Source organism: Halorussus sp. MSC15.2 (assembly GCF_010747475.1).
In the GTDB taxonomy this organism is placed as follows: domain Archaea; phylum Halobacteriota; class Halobacteria; order Halobacteriales; family Haladaptataceae; genus Halorussus.
Genome location: NZ_VSLZ01000003.1, coordinates 685,178 through 703,964 on the forward strand (window position 1 = coordinate 685,178; position 18,787 = coordinate 703,964).

Sequence of the window (18,787 nt, forward strand, 5' to 3'; positions counted from 1 at the left end):
GTTTCGGTGAGTTGGTTGGAAGCTGTGGCGTCAGTCGTCGCTCTGGGCCTGTCGAGCGTCGACGTGTTCCGAGAGGTTCGTCGGCGGGAGTTTCTCGCCGAGGAACTCCTGTCTGCGCTCGTCGCTGCCGAACTCCTCGTCGAGGATTCGGTCGGCAATCTGCTCGACGTCGATGTCGCTCTCGTCGTTCGAGGAGACCTTCACGGGACTGGTCCCGTCCTCGCCGAACTCGAACTGGACGATGGTGTCGGAGGTGTCCCGAACCGTGCCGTCGTACTGGGTTTCGAGTTCCGAGAGCGCGTTGATGAGTCGGCGCTGGAGGTAGCCGGACTTGGAGGTCCGGACCGCGGTGTCCACCAGTCCCTCGCGTCCGCCCATCGCGTGGAAGAAGAACTCCCGGGGGTCGAGTCCGCCGGTGTAGGAGTGCTCCACGAAGCCGTGGGCCTCCGCCGAGAGGTCGTTTGGCTTGTAGTGGCTGAGGGTGCGGTCCTCGTACCCGCGATTGATTCGCTCGCCGCGGACCGCCTGCTGGCCGACCGCCCCGGCCATCTGGGTCAGGTTGAGCATCGACCCACGCGCGCCGGACTCGGCCATGACCACGGCGGGGTTGTCGTCGGCGAAGTGCTCCTCGGCGATGTCACCCGCGGAGTCGCGGGCCTTGCCGAGCGTCTGCATAATCTTCATCTCCAGCGTCTCGTCCACGGTCCGGCCGGGCAGGGATTCGAGGTCGCCGTTCTGGTAGGTCTCGATGAGTTCCTCGACCCGGTCGTATGCGTTGTCGATGGCCTCGTCGATGCGGTTCTGGGCCTCCTCCGGGACCGACTCGTCGTCGATTCCGATGGAGAACCCGAAGTGCATGATGGAGCGCATCGCGAGCGCGGCCACCTCGTTGATGAAGATGCGCGAGCGGGTGTTGCCGTAGACTTTCGTGATGGTGTCCACAATCTTCCCGCCGAACTCGCCCACCTCGTCCTCGGCGATGGTGCCCTGAACGAGCTGGCCGTCCTCGATTATCACGTCGTCGCCCACCGTGCCGGTGAACTCGAGGTTGAGGTCGCTCGGGAGCAGTTCCGAGAAGATGTCCCGGCCGGTCCAGTAGGGTTCGCCGTCCTCGTGTCCGGAGGGGTCGGGGAGTTCGTCGATGCGAGTCGCCCGCAGGAGGTCCAGCGCCTGCGTCTCGTTGAACTGCGGGTTCTCGTTCGTGAGCAGGTACATCCCGGAGATGTGGTCCTGAATCGCCCCGATGATGTTCTCGCCGAAGCGCGGCGACAGAATCTGTTCCTGCACGCGCATGAGGACGCGCGCCTCCGCGCGGGCCTCCTCGTTCTGGAGCGCGTGCATGTTCATCTCGTCGCCGTCGAAGTCGGCGTTGTACGGCGGACAGACGACGGTGTTGAGGCGGAACGTCTTGTACGGCATCACGACCACTTCGTGGGCCATGATGGACATCCGGTGGAGCGAGGGCTGGCGGTTGAAGATGACGATGTCGCCGTCCACCATGTGACGGTTGACCTCCCAACCGGCCTCGACCTTGGTCGAGAGTTCCTCGCAGTTCTTCTCGGTCACCTTCAGGCGGCGGCCGTCGGGCCGCTTGACGTAGTTCGCGCCGGGGTGGCCCTCCGGACCGTTGGCGACGTAGCGGCGGGCCTCTTCCTTGTTGCGCTCGGTGACGTTCATCGTCTGGGTCATCTCGCGGGCCACGCGCTCGGGGACGCCGACCTCGTTCAGCGAGAGGGTCGGGTCGGGCGAGATGACGGTCCGCGCCGAGAAGTTGACACGCTTGCCGGACAGCGAACCGCGGAAGCGACCTTCCTTGCCCTTCAGCCGCTGACTGAGGGTCTTGAGGGGTCGTCCGGAGCGGTGGCGGGCGGGCGGCGTGCCCGAGATTTCGTTGTCCATGAACGTGGTGACGTGGTACTGGAGCAGTTCCCAGAGGTCCTCGATGATGAGTTGGGGCGCACCCGCCTCGCGGTTCTCCATGAACCGCTGGTTGATGCGAATGATGTCCACCAGCTTGTGAGTCAGGTCGTCTTCCGAGCGCTGCCCGTTGTCGAGCGTGATGGACGGTCGGGCGGTGACCGGCGGTACCGGCAGCACCGTCAGAATCATCCACTCGGGTCGCGAGCGGTCGGAGTTGATGCCGAGCGTCTCGACGTCCTCGTCCGGGATGTCCTCGAACCAGTCCCGGATGTCGCTGGGCATCAGTTTGTTCATGTCCTCCTCGGTCAGGTCGATGTCGAGGGCCTTCTCGATGGCCTTCCGGTCGGACTCGCGCGGGCGGAATTCGCCCGACATGATGTCGTTGATGCGCGAGAGGTCGATGTCGGTCAGGTCCGACAGTTCCTGTGGAGCCATCGGTTCGCGGTCCTCCTCCTCGTCGCCCTGCATCGCGGACGCGATGATTTCGGAGTACTCGCTGGTGAGGACCTGCTGGACCTCATAGTAGGTCGTCGGCTTCTCGTGGTTGATGTCGTACTGGACCTCCCCGCAGTAGGGACAGCGGTCCTTCTTGCGGGCCTCCCGGATGGCGGACTTGGTCACGTCGGTGAGGTCGTTGCCCAGTTCGCGGGTCCGGGTGAGTTTGGACTCGTACTTCTCCTTCTCCTCGTCGGTGAGCAGGAGGCGCGAGCAGTTTCGGCAGGTGCCCCGAAGCAGTCGTCGGATGAGCTTCGTGAACCCGACGTGGATGACGGGCGCGGCGAGTTCGATGTGGCCGAAGTGGCCGTTACACGACCCGGAGTGCTTCCCGCAGGTCTTGCATTCGAGTCCGGGGTCGATGACCCCCAGTCGGGGGTCCATCAGCCCCATGTCGATGGGGAAGCCGTCGTCGTCGTACGTGTCGGCGGTGATAATCTTGGTCGCCGACATCTCTCGGTACTCCTCCGGGTCCATCAGCCCGAAGCTGATTTCGCCGATTTCCTTGGGTGTTTGTCCTGTTGACATGGTTTAGACAGCGTCTTCGAGTTCGAGTCGCGGTGCGATGCCGAGCGCCTTCATCTCGTCCAGCAGGAGTTTGAACGCGTAGGACATCTCGATTTCGTGGATGTCGGTCTCCTCGTCGCAGTTCGGACAGTAGACGCGGTTCTGTTCGACGTTCTCGACCGCGCTCATGCCGCAGTTCGCACAGACGTAAATCCACTCGCGGTCGGATTCGTCGAGGAGTCGTTCCTTCAGGGTCAGGGCCGCGCCGTGACCGATGAGAACGTCGCGCTCCATCTCCCCGACGCGGAGTCCGCCCTCGCGGGCGCGCCCTTCCGTGGGCTGGCGCGTGAGGACCTGTACCGGCCCGCGGGAGCGGGCGTGGAGCTTGTTCGAGACCATGTGGTAGAGCTTCTGGTAGAAGATAGTGCCGATGAAAATCTCGGCCTCAATCTTCTCGCCGGTGACGCCGGAGTACATAATCTCCTTACCGGAGGACTTGAAGCCCTGTTCTTCGAGTCCGCCGCGGAGTTCCTCCTCGTCCTCGCCCGTGAACGGCGTCCCGTCCACGCGGCGACCTTCGAGGGCACCGACCTTGCCGCCAATCATCTCCAGCACGTGGCCGACCGTCATCCGGGACGGCAGGGCGTGGGGGTTGATGATGAGGTCGGGAACGACGCCCTGCTCGGTGAAGGGCATGTCCTCCTGCGGGGCGATGTGACCGACGACGCCCTTCTGGCCGTGTCGGGACGCGAACTTGTCGCCGAGTTCGGGGATGCGCTCGTCGCGCACAGACACCTTCGAGAGCTTGGAACCGTCCTCGCCCTCCATCAGCGTGACCGTGTCCACGACACCGGACTCGCCCGAGCGCATGGTAACCGAGGTCTCCCGACGCTTCTGCGGGGAGAGACCGCCCATGTCGTCGGGTTCTTCGAGGAACCGGGGCGGACTGGTCTTGCCGAGCAGAACCGAGTTCTCGTCCACCCGGGTCTCGGGGTTGACCAGACCGTCGTCGTCGAGGTGGGTGTACGCGTCTTCACCGCGTGCGCCGCGCACGTCGTCGCTCGGAATCTCGAAGCGGTCCTCCTGTCCGCCGGGGTAGCGCCGTTCCTCGCCCTCGTAGGTCCGGAAGAAGTGCGACCGGGCGAGCGCGCGGTCGACCGACCCGCCGTTGAGCACGAGCGCGTCCTCGATGTTGAACCCCTCGTAGGACATGACCGCGACCGTGAAGTTCTGTGCCGCGGGTCGCTCGTCGTACCCGATTTGCTCGGTAGTCTGGGTCTTGACCATCGAGAGCTGGGGGTAGTGCAGGAGGTGTTGACGCGTGTCGGGCCGAATGCGGTAGTTGGCCGCGGGAAGCCCGAGCGACTGCTTAATCATCCCCGACCCCATCGTAATCCGGGGCGAGGCGTTGTGTTCGGGGTACGGGACCATGCCCGCACCGATACCGAAGATGAGTTGCGGGTCCACTTCGAGGTGAGTGTGGTCCTCGGTGAGGTGTTCCTCGTCCACCGCGACGTAGATGTCCTCCTCCTCCTCGGCGTCGATGAACTCGACCTTGCCGCGTTCGACGAGGTCCTCGAATTCGAGGTCGCCGTTCTTGAGCGCCTCGACCTCTTCCTCGGTCGCGAGGGGTTCGCCGTCCTCGACGACGAGGAGGGGTCGGCGGGCGCGCCCAGCGTCGGCGTTGATGATTACCTCGCGGGTCCGCTCCTTGATGGAGACGTTGACCATCTCGCTCACGTCGCCGCGGCGGCGGGCGTGGCGGACTTGTTCGGCGAGCTGTTCCGGGTCGGGGTGGGTACCGACCAGACTACCGTTCACGTATACTTTCGCTTCTCGTCCCTGACTCATGTTAGTCGTCCGCGCTCGCAGTTGGTTCGACGCCTTCGATACCGGGGATGCCTTCGACACCCATCGACGCCAGTTCTCGTTTCAGGCCCTGTTCGTCGTCTATGTTCTGGGAGAGCTCCATCGCCTGCGCGAAGTTCTTCACCAGCCCACAGTTCGGTCCCTCGGGGGTCTCCGAGGGACAGATGCGACCCCACTGGGTCGCGTGCAGGTCGCGCGCCTCGAAGTGGGGCTGGCTCCGCGAGAGCGGCGAGCGGAGACGCCGCAGGTGCGACAGCACGCCCATGAAGTCGGTGCGGTCCACCAGTTGGGAGACGCCCGAGCGGCCACCGACCCAGTTCCCCGTAGCGATGGGGTGTTCGAGTCGTTCGGTCAGCACGTCGGACCGGACCACGGTGTTGACCGAGAGCTGACGGTTACGCATGTTCGCCCGCTCCAACTGGTACTTCACGTCCCGGGCCAGCTTGTTGAGCGCGGTCCGGAACAGGTCTTTCATCAGGTCGCCCGAGACCTTCAGGCGCTTGTTGGCGTAGTGGTCCTTGTCGTCGGGTTCGCGCCGGTCGAGCGCGAGTTCGAAGCAGGCCTCGGCCATCCGGCAGAGGTAGTACGCCTTGTTGATGCGCACGTCCTCCTCCTCGACGCCCTCCTCGTGGAGGTGCGGCAGGAGGTAACGGTCGATTACGTAGTTGGCCCGTTTGAGCTGGTAGTTCTTGCCCTGTCCGGAGGCGACGCGCTTGCCGAGTTTCTCGATGGCTTCCTCCTCGGTCTGGACGTCGGCCTCCTCCAGATTCTCGAGCATGAACTTCACGATTTCGGGGTCGTCCGAGACGCGGTGGACGATTTCCTCGTCGGATTCGAGACCGAGCGCCCGGACGAGGGTGACGAAGTTGACGCTCCCCGAGACCGAGGGGAACGACACTTCGAGCAGACCGTCGCGGGTCCGCTCCGCCAACACCAGCGCGCGGTAGCCCCGGCGCTGGCTGAACGTCTTGGCGACCTGAATCTCGTCGCCGTACTTGGTGTCGTACTCCGCGAGAATCTTGTTCGGCGCGAGGTCCTCGCTCGTCATCAGCACGCGCTCGGAGCCGTTGACGATGAAGTAGCCGCCGGGGTCGGCGGGGTCCTCGCCGATTTCGATGAGTTCCTCGTCGGAGAAGCCCGCGATGTTACACTTCTCCGAGCCGACCATGATGGGCATGCGGCCCACCTTGGTCTCCGTCGAGTCGACGACGCGCTCGTCCTCGCCCTCGCCTTTCACGATGGACATCTCCATGAACACGGGCGCGGCGTAGGTGATGTTCCGGAGGCGGGCTTCCTGCGGGTACAGGAGTTCCTCGCTCCCGTCGGCCTCCCGCACGCGCGGGGTCACGATGCGAACGTCGCTGAGTTCGACGTGGACGGGTTCTTCGTCTTCCTTGTCACCGATGTCGGTGTCTATCGTTCCCTTCTCGTCGACGACCTCCTGCATGCCGCGATTCAGGAAGCTGTTGAACGAGCGGTAGTGGTGTTCTGCGAGTCGTTCCTTCGAGAAGTACTCTCGGGAAATCTCGCGTCGGTCTTCTCTGTTCATTATTATTCTACGACGAGTCGGTATATGGTCGCGGTGTCTGTCGTTCGGGAATCGCGCACGATTTTGATGACGTCACCGACCTCCGCGTCGTCCGGCAGTGCGGCGTCGGTGCGTTGTATCTTGGGTAAGTCGGTCGGTTTGATGTCGTACTCCTCCAGCACGTCGTCTAACTCCTCGTCGTCGACGATGCTGTGGTCCGGAACCATGTCGTGTTGGCTTACGTCTACCATGTGTGGTGGGTTGTCTGGCGAAAGGGAGAAATGGCTATCACGAGATACTACAGGGCAATACACAGGGAACTCATTTAAGGCTTGCTAAGTGTCCCGCGCACGGCTAGCTGTCCGACCCACCCCGTCGGAACGCGGTTCCGGGCGAGTGCCCACAAACGTCATCGACTTCGCGAAGGGTTAAATCGTTTGGGGCGGGGGCACGTGTCTCAGTGACCGGCGGACGGCACACCGTGACGTGACCGGTTCGTTTGAGAAGCCTTAAGTCCAACCGGGGACAACGAAGGAATGCGTACGAAGGCCCGGGTGGTGTAGTGGCCCATCATACGACCCTGTCACGGTCGTGACGCGGGTTCAAATCCCGCCTCGGGCGTCCTTCTACTCGAACTCACGTTCGACAGCAGTCAGCGTACTGTAACTGACACCTAAATCTTCTAGAGACGTCCACGTACATTAGTAGAGCGAGGTTAGGGAACGGCTACCTATAGAGTGACCGTTCGAAGGTGCGTTCTCCGGAACACGGACACACCAAGACTCGCTACGACGCAGGACGGACCGGTTACGGTTATCGTTTAAATACGAAGACGGCACACCCTCGCCACACGATGAATACGTCACGGAAGGGTGACGAAACGGAGGTGACGATTCTCGCCAGACTGATGCGGGTCGGTGCCTCGGTTTCGGTCCCGTTCGGAGACAACGACCGATACGACCTCGTGGCCGACGACGGAGACCGACTCCACCGAGTACAATGTAAAACCGGAAACTGGACCAACGGCACCGTCCGGTTCAATCTCTACACGTCGGTCGTGAACTCGGAGGGCCGCGTCGACTCGGACTACACGTCGGAGGAAATCGACGCGTACGCAGTGTACTCCGCCGATACCGATTCGGTGTATTGGGTCCCCATAGAGGAGACGGGCGACGGTGAGATGCGGTTACGAGTCGAAGACCCCCATCCGAAGGCTCCGGAGTCGAGAATAAATTGGGCCAACGAGTACGCTCTGTCGGAACAGTTCGGATAACTCTCGTTAGGAACCGGACTATTCGTGGCGTGTCAGTACCTGACAATGGCCGACGGAACCGACACCCATTAATAACAACGGCCGGAAGAAGGAGATGCGTACGAAGGCCCGGGTGGTGTAGTGGCCCATCATACGACCCTGTCACGGTCGTGACGCGGGTTCAAATCCCGCCTCGGGCGTTTTCTGCTGACGCCGGTTCACGAGCGAGGAGCATCGGCGACGAGCGAGTCCGGCGTCAGCGAACCGACTGCGGGAGTTGAATCCTGCGAGACGCACGCCTGCGAAACGGAGTGAGCAGGACCGGCTCGCTCCGGTTCAAGTCCGGCCTCGGGCGTCCTTCTACTCGAACTCACACTCACAAGCAATCGGCTTACTGTGTCGTGTGTCTCCGAGTTCGAGAGACACCTATCGTGGCTCGTGAATCTGAGTAGTTCGGCCGATGCCCGTTGCGACCAGACAGTCACCCGCAAGCGATAACTCCGAGACGGCCGTCTCTCCCGTGTGGCCACGGACGAACCGAACTCCGACGAGAGCGACGAGTTCCTGCACGAGGAGTTGGTTCCGGCGCTGCTCCTCGTCGGCGTACTACTGTTTCTCGTCCCCGAGCCAGTTACCTCGACGCTCGGCGTCGTCCTCGCCGGTTTCGGCGTCGGTCTGTGGGCGTGGGACCTCCTGCGTTAGTTCGACGGCGTGGTTTAGTTGAACACCGTCGCCACCCAACCGCCGAGGACGACCGCGACCAGCGCGCCGACCAAGTTCACCGCCGCGTTCTCGACTGCCTCGCGTTTCGCGCCGCCCTCGTAGAGTTCCACCGTCTCCACGGCGAAACTGGAGAACGTCGTGAACGCGCCACAGAAACCGATTCCGAATACGCTGAGCAGTGCCGTCCCGTCCGCGAGTCCGACAGTGAGCGCGCCGAGCGCGAAACTCCCGAGGACGTTCACCGCAAGCGTACTCCGAGTCCGGGGCGAGAGCACCGACCCGACTGCGAACCGCGAGAGCGCACCGAGGACGCCGCCTACACCGACCAGCAGGGCGGTGTTCACACGGTCACCCCCTGAGTCATCCCGTCACCTCCCCGACCGCGGCGCGTCCCGACACCACGGCCGCGAATCCGAGCGCGTAGTTCGCACCGACGTTGACGACCGCCCAACTCGGCGAGAGCGTCGTCGTCTGGAGCGCGAAGGTGCTGTACGTCGTGAACGACGAGAGAAACCCGGTGGCGAGGACCAGACGAGTCTCAGAACTAATTCGGCCCGCCAACGGCGACTCGGAGAGCAGAACGCCGAGCGCGAAACTTCCCGTGACGTTGACCGCGAGCGTGCCCCACGGAAAGCCACTCGGGAGCGCCGCAGCCACGGCGTGCCGGAGGACGGCCCCAGCGAACCCGCCGACTGCGACAAGTACGAGGGGTTGAAGCCGTTTCAGTGCTGGAACGTGAACCGGCGTCCCGGACTGCTCGGCTTCGACGTCCTCAGTTCCAACGTGCTCCGTTTCCGCGCTCTCGGCCGTCGAATCATCGTTCGCCGGATTAGCGTCCGCTGTCCGCGATGCTGTCTCGCTCTCGCTCGCCGAACCTGCGTCCGTCTCCGACATTCGGTACTCGTCGGAGACCACCGCACCGACGAGCAAACGGTTTTCGGAGTGGGGTTCAGCGGTCGGTGGCGCTCGGACTCCCGCCGCCGTGTGACGTTTGGCGCTCCCTAATTCGGACCGCGTGGACGCTCTCGGTCGCGTCGTCGACGAACAGGACCTCGCCCGGAGCGCCGGGCAGACGGTCCTCGAACGAGGAGGCGAGATAGGACGGCCGGGCCGCGGCGAGTGCGTCGAGGTCCGCCCGGGAGGTGAGTCGGTGGGCCAGCAGGAGGTCGGCCTGCGAAATCGCGACCGGCGGGAGCGCACTGGGTCGCTGTGTCGCCGCGACGAGGCTGAGACCGGGTTGGCGGCCGCGCGTGATGACTGTCCGGAGCGCCGGGGCCGCCACTCCTTCGAAGAAGGCGTGGGCCTCGTCTATCAGTAACCACGGCAGTCGAGTCGGATTCTCGGTGACGCAGTGGTCGTAGAGGTCGTTAGCGACCGCTCGCACGACCGCGTTCGCCGGTTCGGAGTCGAGACCGGAGAGGTCCAGCACGGTTCCGGCACTCGTCCCGGCGTCCACTAGCGACGCGAGCAACTCGCTAGCGGTCAGACCGTCCGCGGCGAACACGCCCCACGACTCGGCGAGTGCGAGGTGATTGTCGGCCGCCCGGCGCGTCGCGCGGTCGGCCTTGGTGTCGGCGTCGGCGACGAACTCGCGCATCCCGGCGAGGGTCGAGCGGGCAGCGGCGGCCTGCCAGACTAACGCGCCCGCCGGAGCGTCGGCCGCGAGTCCGAGCAGGTCGCACCACGCCCGCGGCGCGAGCGCGTCGGCGGTCACGCGGGGGGCCGGGACCACCTCCGCTCCGAGGTCGGCCAGCGACCCGAAGATGCCCATCGGGTCTACGACGACCGGGGCGACCCCCTCGGCACGGGCGAGTTCCTCGGCGAGAACGCCGAGCGTGTAGGACTTGCCGTAGCCGCGCTTGCCGACGACGAGTCCTGCGTGGGGACCGTCGAGGTCGATGCGGACTCGCGCGCCGGAACTTCCGTCGCGGGCGCGGTACGCGCCGAGGTGGCCCGAGGCGGCGTCCGGGCGGTCTTCGCCCGAGTCACGGCGGCCGAGGACGTGAGGCATAGTCCGGGTTCGGCCCCCTCTCGTACTTGAACCTTCGCGAGGTCGGTCCCGTACCGCGAGGTGCGTCCATCGCTCCGGAGGACGCCCGAGGGTTTAAATCCGAGAGGGGGACGAACCCGGACCATGCCCACCAGACTCGGCTACCTCGGCCGCGCCGACTGTCCGCGTTCCGACCTCCTCGACCGATTCGGCGACGACGAGCGCGCCATCGAGGGCCTGCCCATCCGACTCGTCATCGCGCTCGTGGTCGGGGTCGCCAGTCTCGGCGTGATGATGAACATGCTCTCGGGACTGAGCGGTCTGACAGTCACGGAACTCGACGCCAAACCCTCCCCGGACGTGGTCGGTCCCGGAGAGCAAGAGATAGATGTCGCGGTGGTAGACCCCGACGGCAAGCCCGTCAGTAACGCGACAGTCGTCGTCACGGGCGGAACTGCGACCCTCGACGGCGTGGTGACTGGGACCACCGGCGAGGACGGGGAGGTCAGTCTCACGCTCGACCCCGGACTCGCGCCGAATCAGCAGGAGGGCACGCTGGAGGTGAGTATCAAACCGCCCGCCGGGAGCGAGTACGCCGACGAACGCGAGAATACGGCGATACTGGTCATCGAGGGCTGACGGTGATTATCGAGAGTGACGGGCCGCGATGCGGCGCACCGCTCAGTCCGACAGACTCCCGTCGCCGTCCCAATCTATCCAGTCCTGCTCCCACCCGGTCCGGCGCTCGCGGGCGCGCTCGGCGCGCTCGCGGTCTTCGCGGACGGTCCGATTGCGCTCGATGGACCCGGCCTCTTCGCCCTCCACGAGGAGCGGCGTGAACGCGACGGTGCCGAGCGGGCGGCCCTCCCGGTCGCCCACCTCGCCTCCCTCTATCACGGTCAACGACTGGTTGCCCACGCCGACGGGAATGACCAGTCGCCCGTCCGAGGCGAGTTGTTGTACGAGGGGGCGCGGCGGGTCGGCCGCCGCCGCCTCCACGAGGATACGGTCGAACTGGGCGTACTCCGGCAGGCCGTCCGCTCCGTCGCGGCAGTCCACGAAGACGCCCTCGTAACCTGCTGACGCGAGGTTGCTCCGGGCGTCCAACACAAGTTTCCGGGTTATGTCCACCGCGTGGACGTTGCATTCGCCCACGATTTCCGCGAGGACCGCGGCGGTGTACCCCACGCCAGCACCGACGACGAGGACCGAGTCGCCGGATTCGGCGTCGAGGGCTTCTAACAGGCGGGCCGCGGTACTCGGTGCGAGAACGCGCGTCCCCAGATGTTCGAAGGAACGGTCGGCGTAGGCCAGTCGGTCGTCCGCGACGAACTCGTGGCGGGGAACTGCTCGCATCGCGGCGCTGACGCTCTCGCTGGAGACGACCCCTTTCGAGGGGTGTTCGAGGCTATCGACCATGTCGTCGCGCAACACCGCGAGTTCCATACGCCCCCGTGGCGTCGAAACGACTTCAATTGCCCGGCCGCCGTCCGGCGATAACCTGTAATCGGGTGCCCGGTAGGTCCCGGACTTCGGGGTCGGCGAACCCGGCCTCGCGCAACCACTCGGTGAACTGGGTCTCGGTGTAGGTGTCGCCCCCGTCGGTCTGGGCGAGCATGTGTGCGCCGAACAGCGCCGCGTCTTCGGCCCGACCCCGAACCGTGTCCGTCAGCACGACCGCACCGCCGGGTTCGAGCGCGTCGAAGGCGTTCGCGAGGAACTGGCGGTTCTCGTCGGGACTCAGACCGTGGGCCACGCGCGAACAGAAGACGAGGTCGAAGGGACCGTCGGGAAGTCGGTCGGTGATGTCGCCTTCGACCAATTCGATTGGTTCGTGTTCGAGGAACCGGCGGTCGATATCGACGACTTCGGGGCGGTCCGTCAGCGTCACGTCGAAGCCGCGTCGAACGAACTCCTTGGCGAAGACGCCCGGTCCGCCCCCGGCGTCCAGTACGCGCTCTGCGTCGGGATTCCGGTGGACCGCGGCCGTGACGCTCGCCCGGACCGTCGCGTCGTCCACGCTGGCCATCGCGCCAGCGAAGTTCGCGGTCCAGTCCTCGGACACCGACTCGGCGTCCGGCGGGTCGCCGGTCCGCATCGTCTCCGGAAGCCGAATCCATCGGTCCACGCAGTCGAGCGTGTGGGGGACCGAACCGATGGAGCGCACGTCCGCTTTTGCGACGAACCCGAGCGCCCGGTTCGTAATCTCGTACTGGCCCTCGCCGTGCTCGTCTCCCTCGGCGCTCGCCGTCCCTTCGACGACATCCAGATACCCCAGTTCGACCATCGCATCGAGGACGATGCGGGCCGCGCGCTCGGTGACGCCGGTCTCGGCCGCGACTTCGGCGGGCGTCCCGGCGTCGGTCGTGACCGCGTCGAGGACGCCCGTCTCGCGGGCGCTCCACAGGAGCAAGGCTTCGCGGTAGTCCATACCGGAGAGAGGTGCGGCCGGGGCTTAGTCCTCCTGCATCGGGACGAACCGCACCCGGCCGTGGGTCTCGCGAGCGAGCGACCCGTCCGGACGCCTGCGGGCGAAGACGAGTCGCTGACTCGTCGTCCCGAGCGGCGCGAGCAGTCGGCCTTCCGGCCGGACCTGCTCGACCACCGCCTCCGGGAAGTCCGACGGCGCGGCGGTCAGATACGCGGCGTCGTAGGGCGCGTGGTCGGGCCACCCCTCGTGGCCGTCGCCCGCGCGGACGGAGACGTCGCCGTAGCCGAGTCGGTCGAGTCGCTGTCGCGCATCGCGGGCCAACGACTCGTGATACTCGACGCTGTAGACGTTCTCCGGACCGACCGCCTCGGCCGTGACCGCGGCGTGGTAGCCGCACCCGGTGCCGATTTCGAGGACCCTCTCGCCCGAATCGAGGTCGAGCAGGTCGAGCATCACCGCCACCATGTGCGGCGCGCTGATGGTCTGGTCGTTTCCGATAGGAAGCGGTCGGTCCTCGTAGGCGCGGTCCCGGCGCGCCGGCGGGACGAACTCGTGGCGCGGGACCGCACGCAGCGCGGCGAGCGTCGATTCGTCGAGGTCCTCCCGACCGGCGAGTCGTTCGACCATCCGCTCGCGGGCGCGTTCGTAGTCGCTGGCGTCTCGTTCGCGGTCGTCTTCCCCTCCCCCGAACATGCTATCTCACCGGTCTGATTTCACCACGCCGACCACGCCGACGACGTTCGGTCGTCGCCGTAGAGTCGCTTGATGTCCTTTGCGATGGCGACGTCGCCCTCCTCGCCGAGGGGGTTGAAGTGGTAGCCCGTGGCGTCGTCTCGCAGCGCGATGGACTTGACCTCGAACTCCTCGTCGGCGAACTCCTCGACTTCGCCGACCTCGAACTCGCGGTCACCCGGCACGTCCATCTTGACGCTCCGGGACTCGTCGCGTCGGCCGTCGTTCGGATTGATGGTGACGTTGACCCGGACGTTGTCCACGGCGCGGGTCCAGAACGTCTCGACGTCCTCCACTTTGGCCTCGTCCGTGCGCTTCTCGTCTTCCAACTGGAGGTCGGTGATTCGCACGACCATGATGGCCTCGGGCGTTTCGAGGACGAACTCCTCGCCGACCGCGACCGTCTCCTCGGGCGGGGCCTCGGCCGTGGCGGTGAACGACTCGCCGTCTTGGGACACCACGACGTCGCGCTCGACGTCCTCCTCGGTCTCTATCGTCGTCTTGTGGACGTGACTACACTCCGTACAGCGCACGGTGGACTGTCCGTTTCCTTCCTTCAGCACTTCGTGGACCGTCTCCACGTCGGGCGAACACGAGGGACAGGTCACCGCGACGCGCTCCGCAGTTTCACTCATATACCGTCGCCTACGTCGTCCGCGCGTAAAAGCGCGTGGAGTTTCCTGTTCGCGGTTCCGATGGAGGAATCCACGTCCGGAGACGGAAGGCTAGTACGGGACCCAGAGAGAAGAAATACGGCGACCGAAACGCTAAGACCGAACCCCTGAAGCGCGTCTCCCGGAAGCGAGCGTTACTGAACGTCGATGTCCGCGGAGTCCTCGGACTTGTCGAACGTGACTTCGAGGACGCCGTTGTTGTACGTGGCCGTGGCGGAGTGTTCGTCCACCTGCGCCGGCAGTCGGACTCGTTCGTCGTACTCGCGGTGGTCGCTGGCCGCGCTGATGGTCAGTGTCTCGCCGTCGCACTTCAGGTCGATGTCGGCCTTCTCGACGCCCGGGAGGTCGGCGATAACTCGCACGACCTCGTCGGATTCGTGGATATCGACGTGCGTCTCGGTACCGAACCCGGTCTGTCCGCCGCCGTTCTCGCCGCGCTCGACGCGCATGTCGAAGTCGTCGCCCATCATCTCGTTCATCATGCGCTCAATCTCCCGAAAGAGGTCGTCGAAGGGGTCGTCGCGGTCGTCTCTTCGCATGCACGACGATAGGATGCAAGCGGGCAAAAGCCTTTGGCACCCGGGTCTCGTTGCCGGACCTCGAATCCTCTATCTAACCGGCGCAAAAATATAAATGGTAATAGGTTAAATTACATAATGGATATGAGTCCGATAACCTACTAAACGGAGTCCATCCGGCGAATCGTCCCCGCTAACTAACTTGCATTATTTCGAACGCCGTACGAGACGACGGCCTCAGATGCCCATTCCGAGCGCTTCGTTCGTCGTCTCGATGCTCTCTTCGGCGTCCGCGGCGTTCGTGACCGCGCGAATCGCGTCCACGTTCTCGGGCACCACGTCGCTCTCCTGATGGATGGCCTGAAAGAGGTAGAGGTCGTCGCCTTCCATCGTAATCGACTCACCCCAGACGCAGTTCTCCCAGATGTCGCCCCGCGGGCGACCTACGTCCTGCGCGTACTCCTTCAGTTTGCCCGCACCGTCGATGTCGAAGTGTTCGGGGATGACGAACAGGCGCGACTCGCCTTCGAGTAGGTCGCGCACCTCGTCGGCGTCGGGGTCCGATTCGAGGGTGACGTTGACGCTGTGCATGTGCATCAGCGTCGCGGGCACCTTCAGGCCGAGGGTGTCGATGTCGAGGTCCGGAAAGATGGTCTGGACGTCCGGCCCGTGGTGGGACGGGAGCGTGACCGGATTCGGCACGATGTCGTTGATGGGACCGCGGCCGGTCTGGGCCGGGTCGCCGCCGCGCCGGACCAGCGTCGTGCGGACCTTCTCGACGCCGTACTCCTCGCGGAGCGGTGCGACGAGTCGCGAGAGGCCCGTCGTGTTACACGAGACGACGCGCACGTGGTCGGCACCGTTGGCGTCCGAGAAGTTCGACCGGGCGTTGAAACTGGTGTCCACGAAGTCGGCGGACTCGCCGCCCTGATACAGCGCGGGCGTGTCGTACTCGTCGTACATCTCGCTGTTCTGCTCGCCGATGCCCGAGGGACAGGCGTCCACCACCACGTCGCTGGCCTCGACCAGTTCCTCGACCATCCCGGCGAGTTCGACCCCCGCCTCGTCGAACTGGTCCACCCGGTCCTCGACGGCCGCGTAGAGCGGGAAGCCCTTCTCGACGGCCTGTTCGGCCTCGAAGTTGGGTCGCGTCTTGGCGACGCCGACGACTTCCATGTCCGGTTGCGCGCGGACCGCGTCCGCGACTCGCTTGCCGATGGTCCCGTATCCGTTGACTCCGACCCGTAGCATGTACGTGGGTTTCCGACGCCGACGCGCATAATGGTTTCGAGCCTCCTGCGCGGGAATTAACTCCATTCCGAGTAATCCTCTGTCGGCGGCCGCCCCGGTGCCGGAAGGACGGGGATACAAACAATCTCGGCGACAATCTACGACCATGACCGCTGTAATCGAAACCGAGCGCCTCACGAGAGAGGTCGGCGGCGACCGAATCGTCGATTCGGTCTCGCTGTCGGTGGACGGGGGTGACGTCCTCGGCGTACTCGGTCCCTCGGGGGCCGGGAAGTCGTCGTTCCTCCGACTGCTCAACCGACTGGACGAACCGACCGCGGGCACGGTCTACCTCGACGGGACGGATTATCGGGACGTTCCGCCGCAGGAACTTCGTCACCGCGTCGGCTACGTCCCTCAGCGGCCCGCGCTCCGTAGCGGGACCGTCCGCGAGAACGTCACCGTCGGTCCGCGATTACGGGGGGAGTCCGTGGACGACGGACAAGTCGATACCCTCCTCGACCAAGTAGACCTCTCGGGGTACGGACCGCGGAAGGTGGACGACCTCTCGGGCGGCGAAGCGCAGCGGGTCGCCATCGCTCGGAGCGTCCTGAACCGGCCGGAGGTGCTGTTGCTCGACGAACCCACGTCGAGTCTGGACGCGGCCTCCGAGACGCGAGTCGAGGAGTTGCTCGCCGACCTCCGGGACGAGTTCGGGTTGACGTACGTGCTGGTGACCCACGACCGCGAGCAGGCGAGGCGACTCGCCGACCGGGTCGCCGTCTTCGAGGACGGGCGCGTGACCGCGGCGGGGCCGGTCCGGGAGGTCGTCGCGTGAACCTCCTCGAACAGCTCCGCGACCCGGTCGTCCTGCGGGGACTCGCGCAGGTTGGGGTCGCGTCCGCACTCGCCGCGCTCGTACTCGGCATCTCGTACCTCCGGAACCTCGACCTCGAATCCGAACTGGGCCGGGCGTTCGTCAGGGGGTTCGTGCAGGTGGTCGCGATGGGCGCGTTCATCGGCGTCCTGTTCACCGTGCCGTTCGTCTGGAGCGGCGGCGTCGTCCTCGCCATGATAGTGATAGCGGCGTGGATATCGAAGGACCGGGGTGAGGGCGTTCCGGGAGTGTTCCGAGTCTCGCTCGTCAGTATCCTCTTCGGCGCGGGCGTCGTCATCACGACGATGCTCGCGGCGGGCGCGATAGAAGCGACGGTACGGAACCTCATCCCGGTCGGCGGGATGATAATCGCCAACGCGATGAAGACCAACTCGCTGGCTCTGGACCGGTTCAAGGGCGAAATCCAGTCGAACCGCGAGGAAATCGAGGCGGTCCTCTCGCTCGGCGTCCCGCCGGGGAAGGTCGTCTCCGACTACGCGACGACGAGCGTCCGGGCCTCGCTCATCCCCATGGTTGACTCGCTGAAGAGCCTCGGACTCGTCTACATCCCGGGGATGATGTCCGGGATGATTCTCGCGGGCGCGAACCCCATCTACGCCGCAGAGTACCAGTTCGTGATAATGGCGATGCTGTTCGCGGCGGGCGGACTGACGAGCATGACGAGTACGTTGCTCGTCAGCGAGTACGCCTTCACCGAGGCCGAACAGTTGAAGCCGTTCGAGGCGCCGGACGCCGGCGAGGACGAGGCGGGGGCGTCCGGCGGGTGAGTCGTGCCCGACCGTGGGAGGCGAGTTGCGGCGAGCCTTCGTTCGCTCCGCTCACGAAGACACCGACGAACAAACCGCATCCGTCGAGCCTTTCCTCACTTCGTTCGCGAAGACACCGAAAAATAAACTGCATCTTTCGAGCCTTCGTTCGCTCCGCTCACGAAGACACCGACGAACAAACCGCGTCCGTCGAGCCTTCCCTCACTTCGTTCGCGAAGACACCGAAAAATAAACCGCATCTTTCGAGCCTTCGTTCGCTCCGCTCACGAAGACAAGACCTAACCTCTCGCCGACCAATCTCCCGACCATGAGCCTCCGAGACGCGGCCGAGACCGCCATCACGCAGTGTCTCGCCCTCGAAGAGACCGAGTCGTGTTGCATCGTCACCGACGACAAGCGCGAACCCATCGGCGAGGCGCTCTACGACGTGGCCAGCGAGGTCACCGACGACGCGACCATCGTCCGGTTCCCGCCGGGCGCGTCCCACGGCGCGGAACCGCCCGCGCCGGTCTCGGCCGCGATGGCCGCCAGCGACGTGTTCCTCGCGCCGACGACCAAGAGCCTGAGCCACACCCGCGCTCGCGGAAAGGCCAACGAGGCGGGCGCTCGCGGCGCGACCCTGCCCGGCATCACCGAGGAGGTGTTCACCACCGGACTGCAGGCCGACTACGAGACCATCGCGCGACACTGCGAGGACGTGCTCGAACAGGTCGCCGACGCCGACGAGATTCGAGTCACGTCGCCCCAAGGGACCGACATCACCTTCGAACCGGGCGACCGGGAGTGGCTGGACGACACCGGCATCGTCCACGAGGCGGGCGGGTTCTCGAACCTCCCGGCGGGCGAGGTGTTCGTCAGCCCCGAGACGGCCGACGGCACCTACGTCGTGGACGGGACGATGATGCCCCACGGTCTGCTGGAGGAGGGCCAGACCCTCGAGTTCGACGTGGAGGACGGGCAGGTCACGCGCATCTCCGACGACGAAATCCGACAGAGCGTCGAGGACGCCGCGGAGGAAGTCGGCGACGCGGCCTACAACCTCGCGGAACTGGGCATCGGGACGAACGTCGCCGTCACGGAACTGGTCGGGTCCGTCCTGCTGGACGAGAAGGCGGGCGGCACGGTCCACATCGCCATCGGCGACGACGCGGGCATCGGCGGCGACACCGAGGCCCCCATCCACTTCGACGGGATTCTCCGCGAACCGACGGTTTACGCCGACGGTGAGGAAATCGACCTGCCGCAACCCTGAC

The 18,787-nt window shown here is 65.3% G+C and carries 19 protein-coding genes and 2 tRNA genes; 8 read left to right on the forward strand and 13 right to left on the reverse strand.

Features of this window, described 5'->3' with window-relative positions:
* Window positions 1–30: 30 nt before the first annotated feature.
* From FXF75_RS14755 to FXF75_RS14770, 4 genes are read right to left on the reverse strand one after another with little or no spacing between them, the layout of a single operon-like run.
* On the reverse strand, window positions 31–2,943 hold the full coding sequence (locus FXF75_RS14755; RefSeq protein ID WP_163522602.1) for a DNA-directed RNA polymerase subunit A': 2,913 nt from the start codon (window positions 2,941–2,943) through the stop codon (window positions 31–33).
* Between the two features lie 3 nt (window positions 2,944–2,946).
* The gene (gene rpoB, locus FXF75_RS14760) at window positions 2,947–4,773 is read right to left on the reverse strand and encodes a DNA-directed RNA polymerase subunit B (protein ID WP_163522603.1); all 1,827 of its coding nucleotides are present in this window, start codon (window positions 4,771–4,773) and stop codon (window positions 2,947–2,949) included.
* A 1-nt stretch (window position 4,774) separates the two neighbouring features.
* On the reverse strand, window positions 4,775–6,340 hold the full coding sequence (locus FXF75_RS14765) for a DNA-directed RNA polymerase subunit B'' (protein ID WP_163522604.1): 1,566 nt from the start codon (window positions 6,338–6,340) through the stop codon (window positions 4,775–4,777).
* Window positions 6,341–6,342: 2 nt separating this feature from the next.
* The gene (locus tag FXF75_RS14770; RefSeq protein WP_163522605.1) at window positions 6,343–6,570 is read right to left on the reverse strand and encodes a DNA-directed RNA polymerase subunit H; all 228 of its coding nucleotides are present in this window, start codon (window positions 6,568–6,570) and stop codon (window positions 6,343–6,345) included.
* 297 nt (window positions 6,571–6,867) lie between these two features.
* Here FXF75_RS14770 and FXF75_RS14775 point away from each other — a divergent pair.
* From FXF75_RS14775 to FXF75_RS14790, 4 genes are all read left to right on the forward strand, one after another.
* Window positions 6,868–6,940, forward strand: a tRNA-Asp gene (locus FXF75_RS14775).
* 232 nt (window positions 6,941–7,172) lie between these two features.
* Complete coding sequence (locus tag FXF75_RS14780) at window positions 7,173–7,592, forward strand: group I intron-associated PD-(D/E)XK endonuclease (RefSeq protein ID WP_163522606.1); 420 nt, start codon at window positions 7,173–7,175, stop codon at window positions 7,590–7,592.
* 106 nt (window positions 7,593–7,698) lie between these two features.
* A tRNA-Asp gene (locus FXF75_RS14785) sits at window positions 7,699–7,771 on the forward strand.
* 322 nt (window positions 7,772–8,093) lie between these two features.
* A complete protein-coding gene (locus FXF75_RS14790) occupies window positions 8,094–8,273 on the forward strand; it encodes a hypothetical protein (protein WP_163521996.1) in 180 nt (59 codons plus the stop codon).
* A 14-nt stretch (window positions 8,274–8,287) separates the two neighbouring features.
* On the opposite strand, the gene FXF75_RS14795 is transcribed toward FXF75_RS14790, so the two are convergent.
* The 3 genes from FXF75_RS14795 to FXF75_RS14805 are packed head-to-tail and all read right to left on the reverse strand — an operon-like array spanning window position 8,288 to window position 10,305.
* Entirely contained in the window at window positions 8,288–8,638 is a 351-nt protein-coding gene (locus FXF75_RS14795) for a CrcB family protein (protein WP_163522607.1), read from the reverse strand.
* A gap of 16 nt (window positions 8,639–8,654) precedes the next feature.
* Window positions 8,655–9,188, reverse strand: coding sequence for a CrcB family protein (locus FXF75_RS14800; RefSeq protein WP_163522608.1), 534 nt, complete (start codon window positions 9,186–9,188; stop codon window positions 8,655–8,657).
* Window positions 9,189–9,243: 55 nt separating this feature from the next.
* Window positions 9,244–10,305, reverse strand: a complete 1,062-nt coding sequence (locus FXF75_RS14805; RefSeq protein ID WP_163522609.1) for an ATP-binding protein — start codon at window positions 10,303–10,305, stop codon at window positions 9,244–9,246.
* A gap of 123 nt (window positions 10,306–10,428) precedes the next feature.
* On the opposite strand from FXF75_RS14805, the gene FXF75_RS14810 reads away from it, so the two are divergent.
* Window positions 10,429–10,923: a carboxypeptidase regulatory-like domain-containing protein gene (locus FXF75_RS14810; RefSeq protein WP_240334658.1), complete on the forward strand. Its 495-nt coding sequence runs from the start codon at window positions 10,429–10,431 to the stop codon at window positions 10,921–10,923.
* A gap of 42 nt (window positions 10,924–10,965) precedes the next feature.
* On the opposite strand, the gene FXF75_RS14815 is transcribed toward FXF75_RS14810, so the two are convergent.
* The 6 genes from FXF75_RS14815 to FXF75_RS14840 all read right to left on the reverse strand — a co-directional run bounded on the left by FXF75_RS14815 (window position 10,966) and on the right by FXF75_RS14840 (window position 15,890).
* Window positions 10,966–11,730: a protein-L-isoaspartate O-methyltransferase gene (locus FXF75_RS14815; RefSeq protein ID WP_163522610.1), complete on the reverse strand. Its 765-nt coding sequence runs from the start codon at window positions 11,728–11,730 to the stop codon at window positions 10,966–10,968.
* 25 nt (window positions 11,731–11,755) lie between these two features.
* Complete coding sequence (locus FXF75_RS14820; protein ID WP_163522611.1) at window positions 11,756–12,715, reverse strand: bifunctional 2-polyprenyl-6-hydroxyphenol methylase/3-demethylubiquinol 3-O-methyltransferase UbiG; 960 nt, start codon at window positions 12,713–12,715, stop codon at window positions 11,756–11,758.
* Window positions 12,716–12,739: 24 nt separating this feature from the next.
* The gene (locus FXF75_RS14825) at window positions 12,740–13,408 is read right to left on the reverse strand and encodes a protein-L-isoaspartate(D-aspartate) O-methyltransferase (protein ID WP_163522612.1); all 669 of its coding nucleotides are present in this window, start codon (window positions 13,406–13,408) and stop codon (window positions 12,740–12,742) included.
* A gap of 20 nt (window positions 13,409–13,428) precedes the next feature.
* Entirely contained in the window at window positions 13,429–14,082 is a 654-nt protein-coding gene (locus FXF75_RS14830; RefSeq protein ID WP_163522613.1) for an HVO_0476 family zinc finger protein, read from the reverse strand.
* Between the two features lie 173 nt (window positions 14,083–14,255).
* Window positions 14,256–14,660: an Hsp20/alpha crystallin family protein gene (locus tag FXF75_RS14835; protein ID WP_163522614.1), complete on the reverse strand. Its 405-nt coding sequence runs from the start codon at window positions 14,658–14,660 to the stop codon at window positions 14,256–14,258.
* A 216-nt stretch (window positions 14,661–14,876) separates the two neighbouring features.
* Window positions 14,877–15,890, reverse strand: coding sequence for a type II glyceraldehyde-3-phosphate dehydrogenase (locus FXF75_RS14840; RefSeq protein ID WP_163522615.1), 1,014 nt, complete (start codon window positions 15,888–15,890; stop codon window positions 14,877–14,879).
* A gap of 145 nt (window positions 15,891–16,035) precedes the next feature.
* Between FXF75_RS14840 and FXF75_RS14845 the strand changes: the two genes are divergently transcribed.
* The 3 genes from FXF75_RS14845 to FXF75_RS14855 all read left to right on the forward strand — a co-directional run bounded on the left by FXF75_RS14845 (window position 16,036) and on the right by FXF75_RS14855 (window position 18,786).
* Window positions 16,036–16,707, forward strand: coding sequence for an ATP-binding cassette domain-containing protein (locus FXF75_RS14845; RefSeq protein WP_163522616.1), 672 nt, complete (start codon window positions 16,036–16,038; stop codon window positions 16,705–16,707).
* Window positions 16,704–17,534, forward strand: a complete 831-nt coding sequence (locus tag FXF75_RS14850; RefSeq protein WP_163522617.1) for an ABC transporter permease — start codon at window positions 16,704–16,706, stop codon at window positions 17,532–17,534. The genes FXF75_RS14845 and FXF75_RS14850 overlap by 4 nt, the downstream gene beginning before the upstream one ends.
* A 307-nt stretch (window positions 17,535–17,841) precedes the next feature.
* Window positions 17,842–18,786, forward strand: coding sequence for an aminopeptidase (locus tag FXF75_RS14855; RefSeq protein WP_163522618.1), 945 nt, complete (start codon window positions 17,842–17,844; stop codon window positions 18,784–18,786).
* Window position 18,787 lies beyond the last annotated feature (1 nt).

Bases quoted from the DNA above. Each gene is read 5' to 3' on its own strand.
- FXF75_RS14765 (WP_163522604.1), bottom strand. From the start codon at position 6,340: ATGAACAGAGAAGACCGACGCGAGATTTCCCGAGAGTACTTCTCGAAG.
- FXF75_RS14825 (WP_163522612.1), bottom strand. From the start codon at position 13,408: ATGTTCGGGGGAGGGGAAGACGACCGCGAACGAGACGCCAGCGACTAC.
- FXF75_RS14770 (WP_163522605.1), bottom strand. From the start codon at position 6,570: ATGGTAGACGTAAGCCAACACGACATGGTTCCGGACCACAGCATCGTC.
- rpoB (WP_163522603.1), bottom strand. From the start codon at position 4,773: ATGAGTCAGGGACGAGAAGCGAAAGTATACGTGAACGGTAGTCTGGTC.
- FXF75_RS14840 (WP_163522615.1), bottom strand. From the start codon at position 15,890: ATGCTACGGGTCGGAGTCAACGGATACGGGACCATCGGCAAGCGAGTC.
- FXF75_RS14800 (WP_163522608.1), bottom strand. From the start codon at position 9,188: ATGTCGGAGACGGACGCAGGTTCGGCGAGCGAGAGCGAGACAGCATCG.
- FXF75_RS14805 (WP_163522609.1), bottom strand. From the start codon at position 10,305: ATGCCTCACGTCCTCGGCCGCCGTGACTCGGGCGAAGACCGCCCGGAC.
- FXF75_RS14855 (WP_163522618.1), top strand. From the start codon at position 17,842: ATGAGCCTCCGAGACGCGGCCGAGACCGCCATCACGCAGTGTCTCGCC.
- FXF75_RS14845 (WP_163522616.1), top strand. From the start codon at position 16,036: ATGACCGCTGTAATCGAAACCGAGCGCCTCACGAGAGAGGTCGGCGGC.
- FXF75_RS14835 (WP_163522614.1), bottom strand. From the start codon at position 14,660: ATGCGAAGAGACGACCGCGACGACCCCTTCGACGACCTCTTTCGGGAG.
- FXF75_RS14780 (WP_163522606.1), top strand. From the start codon at position 7,173: ATGAATACGTCACGGAAGGGTGACGAAACGGAGGTGACGATTCTCGCC.
- FXF75_RS14820 (WP_163522611.1), bottom strand. From the start codon at position 12,715: ATGGACTACCGCGAAGCCTTGCTCCTGTGGAGCGCCCGCGAGACGGGC.
- FXF75_RS14815 (WP_163522610.1), bottom strand. From the start codon at position 11,730: ATGGAACTCGCGGTGTTGCGCGACGACATGGTCGATAGCCTCGAACAC.
- FXF75_RS14810 (WP_240334658.1), top strand. From the start codon at position 10,429: ATGCCCACCAGACTCGGCTACCTCGGCCGCGCCGACTGTCCGCGTTCC.
- FXF75_RS14830 (WP_163522613.1), bottom strand. From the start codon at position 14,082: ATGAGTGAAACTGCGGAGCGCGTCGCGGTGACCTGTCCCTCGTGTTCG.
- FXF75_RS14755 (WP_163522602.1), bottom strand. From the start codon at position 2,943: ATGTCAACAGGACAAACACCCAAGGAAATCGGCGAAATCAGCTTCGGG.